The 14378-nt window shown below is 62.0% G+C and carries 12 protein-coding genes; 9 read left to right on the plus strand and 3 right to left on the minus strand.

Annotation, left to right across the window (positions count from 1 at the left end; genetic code table 11):
* Positions 1–278 precede the first annotated feature (278 nt).
* Both AA309_RS02835 and AA309_RS02840 read right to left on the minus strand, forming a co-directional pair.
* Positions 279–1055 (minus strand): SDR family oxidoreductase, encoded by a 777-nt coding sequence (locus tag AA309_RS02835; protein WP_047187476.1) that lies wholly within the window; start codon positions 1053–1055, stop codon positions 279–281.
* 83 nt (positions 1056–1138) lie between these two features.
* Complete coding sequence (locus AA309_RS02840) at positions 1139–1864, minus strand: GntR family transcriptional regulator (protein ID WP_244470237.1); 726 nt, start codon at positions 1862–1864, stop codon at positions 1139–1141.
* 73 nt (positions 1865–1937) lie between these two features.
* On the opposite strand from AA309_RS02840, the gene AA309_RS02845 reads away from it, so the two are divergent.
* The 9 genes from AA309_RS02845 (at position 1938) to AA309_RS02885 (ending at position 12904) form a co-directional block, all read left to right on the plus strand.
* Entirely contained in the window at positions 1938–3188 is a 1251-nt protein-coding gene (locus AA309_RS02845) for a substrate-binding domain-containing protein (RefSeq protein ID WP_047187478.1), read from the plus strand.
* Between the two features lie 128 nt (positions 3189–3316).
* Entirely contained in the window at positions 3317–4192 is an 876-nt protein-coding gene (locus tag AA309_RS02850) for a branched-chain amino acid ABC transporter permease (RefSeq protein ID WP_047187479.1), read from the plus strand.
* A gap of 4 nt (positions 4193–4196) precedes the next feature.
* The gene (locus AA309_RS02855) at positions 4197–6713 is read left to right on the plus strand and encodes a branched-chain amino acid ABC transporter ATP-binding protein/permease (RefSeq protein WP_047187480.1); all 2517 of its coding nucleotides are present in this window, start codon (positions 4197–4199) and stop codon (positions 6711–6713) included.
* A gap of 20 nt (positions 6714–6733) precedes the next feature.
* Complete coding sequence (locus AA309_RS02860) at positions 6734–7666, plus strand: 3-hydroxyacyl-CoA dehydrogenase (protein WP_047187481.1); 933 nt, start codon at positions 6734–6736, stop codon at positions 7664–7666.
* Positions 7667–7689: 23 nt separating this feature from the next.
* Complete coding sequence (gene kce, locus AA309_RS02865; RefSeq protein ID WP_047187482.1) at positions 7690–8616, plus strand: 3,5-dioxohexanoate:acetyl-CoA acetone transferase; 927 nt, start codon at positions 7690–7692, stop codon at positions 8614–8616.
* A gap of 50 nt (positions 8617–8666) precedes the next feature.
* The gene (locus tag AA309_RS02870) at positions 8667–9371 is read left to right on the plus strand and encodes an RraA family protein (RefSeq protein WP_047187483.1); all 705 of its coding nucleotides are present in this window, start codon (positions 8667–8669) and stop codon (positions 9369–9371) included.
* Positions 9372–9764: 393 nt separating this feature from the next.
* Entirely contained in the window at positions 9765–10760 is a 996-nt protein-coding gene (locus tag AA309_RS02875) for a tripartite tricarboxylate transporter substrate binding protein (protein ID WP_047187484.1), read from the plus strand.
* Positions 10761–10901: 141 nt separating this feature from the next.
* Positions 10902–11399 carry a tripartite tricarboxylate transporter TctB family protein gene (locus AA309_RS02880; RefSeq protein ID WP_047187485.1) on the plus strand — a complete coding sequence of 166 codons (498 nt, stop codon included), beginning with the start codon at positions 10902–10904 and terminating at the stop codon, positions 11397–11399.
* Positions 11399–12904: a tripartite tricarboxylate transporter permease gene (locus AA309_RS02885; RefSeq protein ID WP_047187532.1), complete on the plus strand. Its 1506-nt coding sequence runs from the start codon at positions 11399–11401 to the stop codon at positions 12902–12904. The genes AA309_RS02880 and AA309_RS02885 overlap by 1 nt, the downstream gene beginning before the upstream one ends.
* A 270-nt stretch (positions 12905–13174) precedes the next feature.
* On the opposite strand, the gene AA309_RS31615 is transcribed toward AA309_RS02885, so the two are convergent.
* Positions 13175–14179, minus strand: coding sequence for an alpha/beta fold hydrolase (locus AA309_RS31615; RefSeq protein WP_160310385.1), 1005 nt, complete (start codon positions 14177–14179; stop codon positions 13175–13177).
* Positions 14180–14378 lie beyond the last annotated feature (199 nt).

Consider the following 14378-nt stretch of genomic DNA (forward strand, 5'->3'; position numbering starts at 1 on the left):
AGGGCAACGATCTCGAACATGCGCCTATCCATCACATCCTCCCTGACCGGAAGCCGTTCTCCTCGTTCGTGCCCCACAGTGCCAGTGATCCACCCGACTAGTTTTACTTCACCGCGTAGGGCAGTTTGATTTGCTCGCCGCGTGAGCACCTCACAGAGACACTCGTTGCTTTTCGTCTCTCGCGCAAATTTGCGACACATCCTTGGGAGAGTTCATGGCTGGAACTCCAGACCGAGCTTGACAGAGAGATAGGCCTAGACGGCGCTGATCGATATTCCTTAGAAAAGAGCCTGGAGATCGGCGTCGACGGCAATGGCCTGTCCCGAGATCGTTCGGCCCAGCGGCGAGCACAGGAAGACGATCTGGTCGGCAAGCTGCTGCGCCGTCACGTATTCCCTCAAGGACGTGTTCGCGAGCGCCCGGCGCTGCATCTCCTCGAACGATACTCCAAGCTGCTGGGCCTTGGCCTCGAGCACCCGGCGCTGGCGATCGCCGGCGACAACCCCAGGCAGAATCGCGTTCACGCGGATGCCGTCCTCACCGAGTTCACGCGAGAGCGATTTCGTGAAGCCGATCACGGCCCATTTGGCAGCGGCATACGGGGAGCGCAGGGGAAAACCGAACCGGCCGGCAGCGGAGGAAAGGTTCACGATCGAGGCGTTCTCGCTTTTTCTCAGGTGAGGCACTGCCAGACGTGTGCAGTTGAACTGTCCGGTGATGCATACCTCAAGGCAGCGATCCCAATCCTCGGGGTTGATCTCCTCCACCCGTGCGGTCGGACCTGCGATACCGGCATTGTTGATGAGGACATCCAGCCCGCCGAGAGCTCCCAGAGCCTCCTCGAAAACCCGGGCGACATCGCCTCGATCCGCCACGTCGCCATAGGAGGAGGTCAGCTCCGGATCGGTCGTGGCCGCCGCGTCAAGGGCCGCACGGTCGACGTCGCAGACATGCACGCGCGCGCCTTCGCGATGGAAGGTGCGGGCAATCTCAAGTCCGATGCCCGCGGCACCAGCCGTCACCAGCACACGCAGCCCTGCGATATTGAGGTCCATCTTCGTCGTCTCCATCCCTGAACTGGGCACCCTTGAACTCGGCGCCCGCTCGTCTTGTGATTTCCGAGAGCCCGGGCATTGGCCTAATCCAGCAGACGTCCGGTGCTCTCGATGAAACTGGCCGCGCCCTCGATGTCGTCGATGAGCGCCTTGCGTGCAGCGTCTCCGTCACCGGCGTTCACCGCAGCTACAAGACGGCGGTGATGCTCGGTTGCGCCGCCCGTGCGCAATCGTTCGGGAGAGGCCTTGAGATCGAAATTCAGAACAGGCCCGATCTTCAGCCAGAGACCCTCGATGATCCCCACCAGTGTCGGCAGGCCTGTCGCCCGGTAGACAGCGAAGTGGAGTTCCTTGTTGGCCCGGACGGCTCGGTCCGCATGAGGATCGGGGCTTTGAGCCTCGGACAGGAACGCTTCCTCAAACCGCCGCATGGCTGCGAGGTCTGATTCTGCGCGGCTCCTAGACGCTTGCTCCGCCGCGAAGCCCTCGACCGCGAGTCTCACCGTTGTCAGTTCCCGGAAGCGCGCGCGGGTCATCAGTGGGACGCGCACAGCACGGTTCGGCAGCACCTCCAGGGACTGGTCGGCGACAAGCCGCGAGACTGCCTCCCGCACCGGCATCATCGATACGCCAAGAGTTTCGGCGACACTGCGCAGGGACATCTTCTGCCCGGGAGCAAGCTCGCCGCTCATCAGCAGGTCCCGCAGCTCGGTATGGACGCGTTCGCCCAGGGTGACACGCTCCAGCCGGCCGATCTGGGCGATGGCCGATGGCATCTTGGTTGGGCGGGGGCTCGACAAGTTGCTCATTTTCCGACAGTCTAACTGTGATCACAGATCGCGGCAAGTAACTGCGACACCATCATGGGAGGAAGGAAAGGCCATGGCACATTCTGATGACTTGACCCGTCGTACGCTCCTGAAGGGAGCGGCCAGCGCGACCGCGCTCGTAGGCCTTGGGATGCCTGCGATCGTCAAGGCGCAATCTGACGTGATCCGGATCGGGCATCTCACGCCCATTACCGGCTTCCTGGGACCGCTCGGCGAGTTCGCCCAGATGGGCGTGAAACTCGCCGCCGAAGAAATCAACGCCGCCGGGGGCGTTCTGGGCCGCAAGATCGAACTCGTGATCGAGGATTCGGTGAACCCACAGACCGCCTCCGCAAAGGCCGAGCGCCTGATCGAGCGGGACAAAGTCGCGATGATCATCGGCGAAATTTCTTCCGCCTCGGCCTTGGCCATCGGTCAGGTGGCCTATCGGACCAAGACGGTGTTCATCAACACCGGCGCCAATTCCGACGCGCTGCGTGGGGCCAGCTGCAACCCGTTCATGTTCCACATCGAGGCTGCGAACTCTATGATGGTCACGGCAGTCGGCACGTACCTGAAGAACGAGAACATGATTAAGGGGAAGAAATGGTACTCCCTCACGGCTGATTATGCCTTCGGCCATGATCTTTTCCGGGTCGCCAAGAAGTTCGTGACGGAGAACGGCGGCGAATTCATCGGCGAGGATCTCGTCCCCACCGATGCCACCGACTTCAGCCCCTATCTCCTCAAGATCCGGCAGGCCCAGCCCGATATCGTCGCCTCGAACCTCGCCGGAAACCAGATCACGAACTTCATCAAGCAATATGCCGAATACGGGCTCCAGTTCCCGATCACCGGCTTCGGCTTCGACACGGCGGTGGCCTGGGGCGCCGGCAAGGGCAACTTCTCGGGCATCTGGCCGCTGATCTGGCACCACATGGTCGATACGCCGTCATCGAAGAAATTCGTCGACGCCTTCACCAAGAAATACGGCAAGCCGCCCGAAAATCAGAGCTGGGGTGACTACAACTCCCTCAAGATTGTCGCGCAATCCTTCACCGAGATGAAATCCGCGGACCCGCAGAAGCTCGCTGAGCACCTGCGCAAAGGCGCGAAGTTCGATGTCCTGAAAAGCCGTGAAGGCTATTTCCGCGCCTACGACAATCAGATGGTCCAGGAGATGTATGCCGTACGCGCCAAGGATTCCGACAAGATGAAGGACCAGTGGGACATCTACGATCCGCTCGGCACCGTACCCGGTCCGAACGAGGACCTCGAGGTTCTGGCGCCGCCGAAGGACGGCACCTGCAAGATGCAGGCATGACGCGACAGACATCGGTGAGGCCGGGCGGTTGAACGCCGTTCCGGCCGCCGAGAGCACGGCATTCCGTTTTCCCTCAGTTCCGGCTCCTCGCGGGAGGAGGCCTTCTATGACTGGAAAAGGAGTCTCGCTTGGCGTTCGTCTTTCTCCTTGAGCAGGTTCTGAATGGCCTTCTGGTCGGCGCTTACTATCTGCTGATCGCCCTCGGCCTCTCGCTGATTTTTTCGCTCGGCGGAATCGTCAACCTGTCCCACGGTGCATTCTATGCAATCGGCGCGTATCTCGCCGTGACGCTGACGCCCCGGCTTGGATTTGCTGGCGCTTTCGTCGCATCTCCCCTGCTCGTCGCGCTCCTAGGCGTCGTCATCGAGCGCTTGTTCTTTCGGAGGTTCTACCGCTCGGATCCCATTCTCAGCCTGCTTCTGACCTTCGGGCTTGCGATGATCATCGAGCAGAGTCTTCGGATGATTTTCGGGGCGGCTCCCCTGCCCTTCTCCATCCCGTCGGCCCTCAGAGGTCAGGTCTTCCTCGGCAATTTCATCTATCCGCGCTATCGCCTGATCATCTTTGGCGTGGCGCTCGCAGCCGTCATCGCGACCTGGCTCCTGGTCTATCGCACCGCCTTCGGCCGTGTGGTCCGGGCCGGAGTGCAAAACCCGGACATGGTGGGAGCGCTTGGCATTTCGCTTCAGCCGTACATGACGGCCGTCGCCGCACTGGGCATTGGCCTGGCAGGCCTTGCCGGAGTCCTCCTGGCCCCGATCTCGGGGGTTCATCCCGCCATGGGTGCCGAGATCCTTACGGCTGCCTTTGTGGTGGTCGTCATAGGCGGGCTCGGGTCCTTCTGGGGTGTGATCGCGGCTGCAGCGCTGGTCGGCGTGGTGCGCGGCCTCACGATCTATTTCTTCCCGCCCGCCGGCGAAGCCTCGATGTACCTGCTGATGGCTCTCGTGCTGCTCCTGCGGCCGCGTGGGTTACTCGGCGAACGCATCCAGAAATTCGAGTAGGTTGATGCGCACGAATTATTCGCCTCTCCTCATTACAGCAGCAGCGCTCATTCTGCTGCCCTTCGTTCTCGATCCCATCGGCCTGCCCCTCCGCTCGTCGATCGACGTCGTGGTGTTTGCCATTGCCTGCCTCGGCTTGAATATCCTGGTCGGCTATACGGGGCTCGTCTCCTTCGGGCACGGCGTCTGGTTCGGGCTTGGAGCTTACGCGGCGGCGCTGAGCCAGCTTCACTGGTTCCCGGACGGCATCGTTCTTCCGGCACTCTTCGCCATCGTCTTCATTGCGGCCGCGTCGACCCTCCTCGGCGCGCTCATCCTGCGGCGTCGCGGCGTCTATTTCTCACTGCTGACGCTGGCATTGGCAGCCATGCTTTTTGCTGTCGCTTACCGCTGGACGGCGCTGACGGGTGGAGAGAGTGGGCTCGGAGGCGTCGTCCGCGCAGGTGCGATCGGCCTCGATCTGAGCTCGGACTGGACCTACTACTGGTTCGTGGCGGCGGTGGCGTTTGCCGTCTGCTTTGCTTTGCTGCGCTTCCACAATTCGCCCGCTGGAAGCGTGCTGGTGGCGATCCGGGAAAACGAACAGCGCGCCCGCTTTCTCGGCTATCCGACCAATCGCTACAAACTCCTCGGGTTCGTGGTGTCCGCCATCGCCGTGGGACTTGCGGGCATCCTTTCGGTCTTCAATCATCGCTTCGCCTCGGCCGAGCCCCTTTCCGTCGCCTTCTCGGGCGAGTTGATCGCCATGGTGGTGATCGGCGGGATGCGCAGTTTTCTAGGACCTGCCCTGGGGGCTCTCTTCTACATTCTGTTCCGCGAATTCCTGTCGATCTGGACCCCGCACTGGCTGTTCTATTTCGGCATCCTCTTCGTCGGATTCATTGTCCTCTCGCCGACGGGATTGGTCGGGATCGCGCAACGGATCGCCGCGCCTTTCCGCCCCAGGATCACGGAAGAGGCGGCCATGGCGGGCCGCACCCTGACGGACGAGCCTCTGCCCTCGTTTCTCAAGCCTCCGGACCATGTCGACGGCATCATTCTGCAAGCCAAAGGCATCACCAAGAGCTTCGGGGCGCTCAAGGCCGTTCAGTCCGTCGATATCGCCGTGCGTGACCGCAGCCTTCATGCCCTGATCGGTCCGAACGGCGCCGGAAAGACCACGGCCTTCAACCTCATTTCCGGGTACTACACGCCTGATGAAGGCGATGTCCTCCTTCAGGGTCGCTCCATCGCCGGGCTTTCCCCCGAAGCGATCACGCAGGCTGGGATCGGACGCTCGTTCCAGATCACCAACCTCTTCCCGGCATTGACCGTCGAGGAGAATGTCCGTCTCGCCATTCAGGCGCGTCACCCGCAGCGTTTTAATCCGTGGACGGCGGCACGCTCGATCAAGCAGATCGAAGCCGAGACATCGGCGGTGATCCGCTATCTCGGCGTCGCCGGCATCGAGAAGGCCGAAGCCGGCGCCCTCTCATATGGCGGGCAGCGCCTCCTGGACATGGGCCTAGCGCTTGCCACGAAACCGAGGGTGCTGCTGCTCGACGAGCCGCTCGCGGGCCTTGCGGCCGCCGAGCGCCAGCGCATCGGCGACATCATCAAGCGCATCTCCGCAGACGTCCCGATGCTGCTCGTCGAACACGATATCGACCGTGTGTTCCAGATCGCCGATGCCGTCACGGTGATGAATGCGGGCCAGGTTCTGGTCGACGGAACGGTGGAGGATGCACGCTCAAGCCCGAAGGTGCAGGAGATCTATATCGGCTCCGGCGCGGCCACCGTTGCCGCGAAGCCTCGGCAGAGCGCCGCCGAGGCGGCGACCGTGCTCACGGCAGAGAGGGTCAACACCTTCTACGGCAAGAGCCATGTCCTGGCGGACGTGTCCTTTGACGTGCGTCAACATGAGATCGTGGCCCTTCTGGGCCGCAATGGCGCTGGCAAGTCGACACTGCTCAAGACGCTGATCGGGATTGCGCCGCCCGGTTCGGGCTCGATCAGGCTCGATGGCCAGGAGATCGCCGGCCGGCCTTCCGCTGAGATCGCGCGTCTGGGGATCGGCTATGTGCCACAGGGGCGCGGGCTTTTTGCCGGAATGACCGTGGCCCAGAATCTCGAGCTCGGCCGGCTCAAGCGCGAGACCGGCCACGGTGTCCGGTGGGATCTGGATAGGATCTTCGAATACTTCCCCCGAATTCGCGAGAGGCTCGACACCCCGGCGGACTTCCTGTCCGGCGGCGAGCAGCAGATGGTGGCGGTCGCACGCGCCCTCTCAGGCGACGTGAAGGTGCTCCTCCTCGATGAGCCCTTCGAGGGTCTTGCTCCGGCAATCGTCGAGCAACTCTTCGAGAGCTTCGACAAGCTCCGCCACGAGGTCTCGATCATCATCGTCGACCACCACTTGGACCTTGCGCTCGCCTTGTCCGACCGGACGGTCGCGCTCGAACGAGGGCGGGTGATCCATACCGGCCCATCGAAGGATCTGCGGGACGATCTTGCGCTCCGCCGCAAGGTCCTGTGGCTGTGAGCGTTGAGGGAGACTACGGAATGCCGAGTGCTGCGATCATTGGTGCGGGGCTGATCGGCCGGTCTTGGGCGATCGTCTTCGCGCGGGCCGGCTGGGATGTCCGCATCACCGACCCGAATCCCGAGACTCTTGAGAAGGCGCCCAGTCTCATCCAAGAAGGGCTCGAAGAACTTGCAAGGCATGGCCTCGTCGCAGACCCTGCAGATGCATCCGCGCACGTCATCGCCGTGCCCTCGCTTGCGGAGACCGTGATCGGCGCCGACCTCGTTCAGGAAAATGGCCCCGAAACTGTCGAGACGAAGCGAATGATCTTCGCGGAGCTCGACCGGCTCGCACCGGCGGACTGCATTCTTGCTTCATCGACCTCCGCGATCGTCGCGTCCCGGTTTACCGAAGCGCTCGCAGGCCGCGCCCGCTGCCTCGTGGCGCATCCCGTCAACCCCCCTCACCTCGTGCCGCTCGTCGAGCTCTGCGGGGCTCCGTGGACGGGGACCGAGACGATGGCTCGCGCGCGAACCATCTACGAGAGCGTCGGGCAGGTGCCCATCACGGTGAACCGCGAGGTCGAGGGCTTCGTTCTCAACCGGCTCCAGGGCGCGCTCCTGGCAGAGGCGTTCCGGCTCGTCGGCGAGGGCGTGGTGAGCCCGCAGGATCTCGACAAGACTCTGAAGGATGGTCTCGGTCTGCGCTGGTCCTTTCTCGGTCCTTTCGAAACCATCGAGCTCAACGCGCCCGGTGGCATCGCCGATTACTGCAACCGCTATACCGGCTTCTACCGTCGTCTCTCCGAGGATCCCGCCAAACCCCATGTCTGGGACAAGGAGAATGTAAGCCGCATCCTGCAGGCCTGGGGTGAAGCGCCGGGACCCGATGTGCTCGCACGGCGCTCCGCCTGGCGGGACAAACGCCTGGCAGCCCTGAAGGCCCACAAGCAGTCGCAATCGGACCAATGATCTCCCGAGAAGGAACCAAGCCCATGGCCCGCAAAGTCATCATCACATGCGCCGTGACCGGCGCGATCCACACGCCTTCCATGTCCCCTCACCTGCCGATCACCCCTGAGGAGATCGCGGAAGCCGCCATCGGCGCGGCGGAGGCAGGTGCTGCGATCGTGCATCTGCACGCCCGTGATCCGAAGAACGGCAAGCCTGATCAGTCGCCCGAGGCCTTCGCTCCCTTCCTGCAAGTGGTGAAGCAGCGCACCAATTGCGTCATCAACATCACAACGGGCGGCGCGCCGACAATGCTGGTGGAGGAGCGCGTGCGACCTGCGGCGCATTTCAAGCCGGAGGTTGCTTCCCTCAACATGGGCTCGATGAACTTCGGACTCTATCCGATGCTCAACCGGTTCAAGGAGTTCAAATACGATTGGGAGCAGCCCTATCTCGAGGGCTCGCGCGACAGGATTTTCCGCAATACATTTGCTGACATCGAGTACATTCTGACGACCTGTTCCGAGAATGGCACCCGTTTCGAAATCGAGTGCTACGATATCGGCCATCTCTATACACTGGCCCATTTCGTCGACCGTGGCGTCATCAAGCCGCCTCTCTTCGTCCAGAGTGTTTTCGGTCTCCTCGGCGGCATTGGCCCGCACCCGGAGGACGTAGCCCACATGAAGCGTACAGCCGACAGGCTGTTCGGGAATGATTACCAATGGTCGGTCCTAGGCGCCGGCAGGAACCAGCTCGCCATCGCGGCCCAAGCCGCAGCCATGGGTGGCAATGTCCGTGTCGGGCTTGAGGATTCGCTCTGGATCGGGCCTGGAAAGCTTGCGGAATCGAATGCGCAGCAGGTGAAAATGGCGCGCCAAATCATCGAGGGATTGGGGCTGGAGATCGCTACTCCCGATGACGCGCGCAACATGCTGTCGTTGAAGGGAGGCGACCGTGTCAATTTCTGACGTGGATATGCCATGAGCACCAAATCACTTGAAACAGGAAAAGCCAGGGAATGGAACAGTTGCTCTCCTCCGAAATCTTCGCCGCACTAGAGAGGGTCGATACGCCGACAGTCTGCAACGCAATCGAACTCGTCCTCGGCCGCCGGACGGCAGAGGGCTTTACGACACAGCCGGTTCTCGCTGCCCATCCGAACCTGCCAGCCGTCGTGGGCTACGCGCGCACAGGCATGATCCGCAGTTCGCAGCCCGCGCAGGAGACACCGGAGGCCGTGCGGCAGCGCCGGCTCGCCTATTACAGGTATGTCGCGGCTCAGCCCGGTCCTGCCGTGGCGGTTCTTCAGGATGGTGACCCCAGGCCCGGTCTCGGCGCGTTCTGGGGCGAGGTCAATGTGGCGATCCACAAGGGTCTTGGAGTCCGAGGTGTTCTGACCAACGGCTCGATGCGCGACCTCGGCGCCATCGATCCCGGGTTTCAAATTCTGGCGGGCGCAATCAGCCCGAGCCATGCCTTTGTCCGGATCGAGACGTACGATTGCCCAGTGGAGGTCTTCGGACTGACGGTGCGGCCCGGTGATCTGCTTCACGCCGACCGCCATGGCGCAGTCATCATCGATCCTCAGATTGCAGCGGAACTCCCCCGCGCCATTGATCTTGTAACGAGAAAAGAAGCTCCGGTCCTGAGAGCTGCCCGCAGTCCTGGCTTCACGGTAGAGAACCTGATCGAGGCTTGGGGTGAGGCAGAGGATGTCCACTAGCGCTTCGTTCGAAACGGAAGACCGGGTTCCGCTCTTCCCTCCATGCGCGAGCGTGCTCGTCAGCTCATCTTTTACCTTTGCGGCGTGGCCGGGATTAACGAAAACCATATATCAGACCTGGATCGGCACTCTGCACACAGGAGCATGAGCAGACGATTCAAGACGCTCAAAAAGTGCCGCTTTCTGCTCTCGCATGACCAATGGGAGCATTCGCGTGCGATCATCATCGAGACGAATATGAGATGGCCTCCCCACCTTCGATAAAGCTGCAATGATTGTGGAGCCAACTCAGGCCAAATAAGTTGCACTGACAGGAGGGTCACGTAGAATACTCTTAGGTCGAGCGCCGGAAACAGGCGAGGCTGTGGCTGGGGAATAGCCGGGAGGAAATACATGACTTCATTTACGAGACGCGGTTTCATCGCGTCGGCGTCCACTGTCCTTGCAAGTTCAGTGGTTGGACTCAAACCAAGCTTCTCACAATCCAATTATCCTAACCGGCCGATCACGTTGATCTGCCCGTGGGGCGCGGGCGGCGGCACTGATGCAACCGCGCGCATCATCGGGCAAGTGATGGAGCAGAAGCTCGGTCAGCCCGTGAACGTGGTGAACCGAACAGGCGGAAACGGCGTGGTCGGACATGCGGCAATCGCCAGCGCGGCGCCGGATGGCTACACGATCGGCCTGCTCACCGTCGAAATCGCGATGATGCATTGGCAAGGGATGACGGACCTGACGCCGAGAAGTTACACGCCCCTGACTCTGATGAATGTCGACGCGCCCGCGATTCAGGTGAAGGCCGACAGCCCTTACAAGACCATCAAGGAACTCGCCGACGCTATCAAGGCAGCGCCTCCCGGCAAGTTGAAGGCATCGGGGACTGGCCAGGGCGGCATCTGGCATTTGGCCCTTGTGGGATGGCTGCAATCCCTGGGCCTTCAATCCAACCACGTGGCATGGGTCCCATCGAACGGCGCCGCGCCAGGGATGCAGGATCTGGTCGCCGGCGGTGTCGACATTGTGCCTTGCTCACTCCCGGAAGCGCGGCCCATGATCGATGCAGGGCGAGCCAAGAGCCTCGCGATCCTCGCGCCGGAGCGGAACCCGCAATTTCCGAACGTGCCCACGCTTGATGAGCAGATGGGTCCCCACAAATCGGTCGGCGTGTGGCGCGGCATCGCCGGACCGAAGGGCCTTCCGGCCGATATCCAAGACAAGCTGGTTGCGGTCCTGAAGGAGGTTTACGCCTCAAAAGAATACAAGGAGTTCATGAGCGGCCGGGGCTTCGGGGTCAAATGGGCCGAGCGGGCCGAGTTTGGTCAGTTCATGGATGAGTCGGACCGGCAAATGGGCGAGGCCATGAAGGCCGCAGGCCTGGCGAAGGCGTAGCTAGGGATGAGACCGAAGCGCCTCTGTCCTTAACATGCCCGATCGCAACGGCAGGTGTGCGCCCCCATCCGTCCGGACGCCTTCGCTTTGGCAGAGGCGTCCGGATCCATCCTCTTCATCCGCCTAAAGAGAAATCCGCCGATGCACCTCTCTGACCGCATCACTGGCTCGTTTGTCGCCACATTAGGCGTGCTGGCTGCCTATGGTGGCTCACGGCTTCCCCCCGTGCCGGGCCAGGATATCGGGCCGAGCGCATTCCCGATCCTGATCGGCGTCGGCCTCATTCTGTGCGGGCTCCTGATCGCTGCCGGAATCGGACACAGCTTCGAGGAGGAGGCGGAGGCCGATCTTGCTGTCGTCGAGGGCCCTCCCGAATACGCGTCAACGAAGGCCCCTCTGACGTATAGGCTTCGCGCATTGCTGCCGCCGGGCCTGCTCCTGTTTTATGTCGTTGCAGTCGACCGTCTTGGGTTTGTTCCGACGGCAGCCATTATGATCTTCATCGCGTCCGTCGCTTTCGGCGCCAAGTTGCGCGTAGCGTTACCGCTGGCGGCACTCGCCTCGGTTGCGATTCACTTGATCTTCTACAAACTCCTGCGCGTTCCACTGCCTGCCGGCTTGCTCCCGATGCCGTGGTGATCATGAACGAACTCATTGAAGCCCTCCGCCTCGTCCTCGCTCCCGATGTGCTGATCGCGATTCTTTTGTCGTCCATCTACGGCCTCGTCATCGGATCTTTGCCGGGTTTGTCGGCAACGATGGCGACAGCCCTCCTCGTCCCTGTGACCTTCTATCTCTCTCCGATCGCTGCGGTGGCCTCTATTATCGCGGCCTCCGCCATGGCGATCTTTTCCGGGGATATTCCAGGGTGCTTGCTACGCATTCCTGGTACGCCTGCCTCCGCCGCCTACACGGACGAAGCCTATGCTCTCACTCGAAAGGGCCAAGCGGAAATTGCTCTCGGAGCTGGCCTCTGGTTCAGTGCACTTGGAGGGATCGCCGGAACCATCTCTCTCGTCGTGATGGCTCCTGCACTCGCGGAGCTGGCGCTGAACTTTTCGACATTCGAGTATTTCTGGCTCGCCTTCCTGGGTCTGATGTGCGCCACATTGGTGGCGCGGTCATCCCCTGTGAAGGCGATTGCCAGCATGCTGCTCGGGCTTTTCATCGCGTGCATCGGCATGGAAAATCCCGGTGGCGTGCCTCGCTTCACATTCGGAATCACGGAACTCCTTGGCGGTATCGAGCCGATTCCGGTCCTGGTCGGCGTCTTTGCGGTTTCCGAGGTGATCCGCGCGATGGTGTCACCCGAACCGCCTCCCCTGCCACATCGCAGGTTCGGAAGCATCTTGGCCGGACAACTCCACCTCACCCGCAAGTATTGGCGTCAGATGACCCGTGGCAATCTCGTCGGCATCATCATCGGCGTTCTGCCGGGAGCCGGCGCCGATATGGCCGCTTGGGTCAGCTATGCAATGTCAAAGCGGTTCTCCAAGGAACCGAAGAAGTTCGGGACAGGCCATCCGGAGGGACTCGTCGAGGCGGGAGCGAGCAACAATGCAAGCCTGGCGAGCGGTTGGGTTCCATCACTGCTGTTCGGCATTCCGGGTGATACGATCACTGCCATCGCCATCGGCGTCCTGTACATGAAGGGACTCAATCCCGGCCCGACTCTCTTCACCGAGAGAGCCTCGAGTATGTACGCGCTCTATATCATCTTCATTCTCGCCAATATCCTGATGATTCCGCTCGGGATCGTTATGATCCGCGTGGCGAGCTCCGTTCTGCGGGCCCCCCGGGCAACGGTGATGCCGGTGATCCTTGTTTGCTGCGCCGTAGGTGCCTTCGCGACGGGCAACAATCTATTCGCGGTCGTTCTTGTCGCGACTTTCGGCGTTGTCGGTTATGTGATGGAGAGGAACGGCTATCCCGTCGCCGCGATGGTGCTTGGCATCGTCATGGGCACCATGGTCGAACAGAGTTTTGTCACGTCGCTCATCAAGTCCGACGGGAGTCTGCTGCCATTCTTCGAACGCCCCGTCTCGGCTGTTCTGGCCGCGATGACCATCGCCGCGCTGCTGTGGCCCGTTTTCATCTGGTCCTGGAAGCGCATCCGACCTCGGCACCAAGAGCAGGCGCTGTGAGGCAGTGGATGACCGACATGATGGAGACCTTCGCACCAGCGGGCATGGCACGAGACGCAGAATCCTGAAGGATCGCGAGTCGGATCGTTATACTGAAGAGCAGATTGTGAAAGCCGGTCAACGGCCGCTACCAGGGCCGCGCTGAACGTTTGGCGTAGAATCAAAGGCTTGGCGTCGCTGCCATCACGCAAAATGGCGCTGAAAAATGCCTATACTTCGAGTTTACGACAGAATCGTTTTTCGATCGCGCGGCTGTATCGACCGCAACCGTCACCGAACCGGGGAACTCCAGAAATCGCGAATAATGACGGCCAGCTCCTCAGTCTTCTCGACACCGATCGACATGTGCGTGCGGCCCGAGAGCTGCAGCACCTTTGCGCCGGGCAATTCGCGCCGGATGCGCTCCATGCTGGCGGCACGGAACGGCACCATCGTGTTCTGCTCGAAATCGCGAACCTTCTGCGCCAGCGCGGCGTCGCTGGGGTCGAGCGGGAAGAACGCCGTGGCGTAAAGGACGAGCGCTGGCGCCCGCACCTTGCGGTAGTCGCGCTGCCAACTGCCGAGCGTTTCCAGGAGCGCGGCGAATGCTTTCTCATTCGGCACCGGATGGAGTTTGCCCATCGCGTCGGGTTGCGCCACGTCACGGAGATAGGCTTCGAGCCCGAGAGACCATGGAGCCTCGCCGAGCCAAGCCTCGCGATACCAGGCGCGAAAAGCATCGACCGACAGCACGTCGGTGGCGCCGGGGCTGTTGACAGCAAGAGCATCCACGAAGGCGTTGAAGAATGCGGGTCTCGACCAGTCATACCCCGCCTCCAGGTAGACGAGCCTGTCGACACGATCCGGATATTGGCCGGCGAACGCGGTGATCTCGTTGCCACCCATGGACCAGCCGACCAAGCTCGTGCGCTGGATGCCGAGTGTGTCGAGCAATTGCCGAAGGTCCTCGACCAGCGTGGCCCCATCATACGGACCCGCCGGCGCGTCCGAACGCCCGTGGGCGCGCCGGGCGTAGGCGATGATGCGAAAGCTGTCGCGCAGGTGCGACGCGAGGTCGTCAAAAACGTGCGGGTTGTCGCCGATGCCGTGGACCATCACCAGCGGCGGCCCGCTGCCGCCCCAGTCCAGATAGTAGAGCTTGATGCCATTGACCGCGGCGAACGCCGACCGGGGCGGCGTGGGGTCGGTGAACGGTGCCGGCCCTTGCGCCATGTCCGACCGCCCCTGATCGGATGACCCATTCGCTTCCCTGCTTTGGGGTTCGGAGTTGCTCATCGTGCCGTCCTCAGGAAGCGCAACACGTCCACGTTGAACTGGGTTGGGTCCGGCAAGAAGGAGAAGTAGCTGATTGCCGGAGTTTTTCGCCTCTCCATTGGCTCCATTCTCAGGTGAAGCACCCATCCCGTTCAGGAGCGGCGTCGACAGAGCTGTCGGTCAAAACGGCTCGTCGGGAGCCCAGGTCCAACGCAGGGAC

This window comes from Microvirga vignae, from assembly GCF_001017175.1.
GTDB classification, from domain to species: Bacteria; Pseudomonadota; Alphaproteobacteria; order Rhizobiales; family Beijerinckiaceae; genus Microvirga; species Microvirga vignae.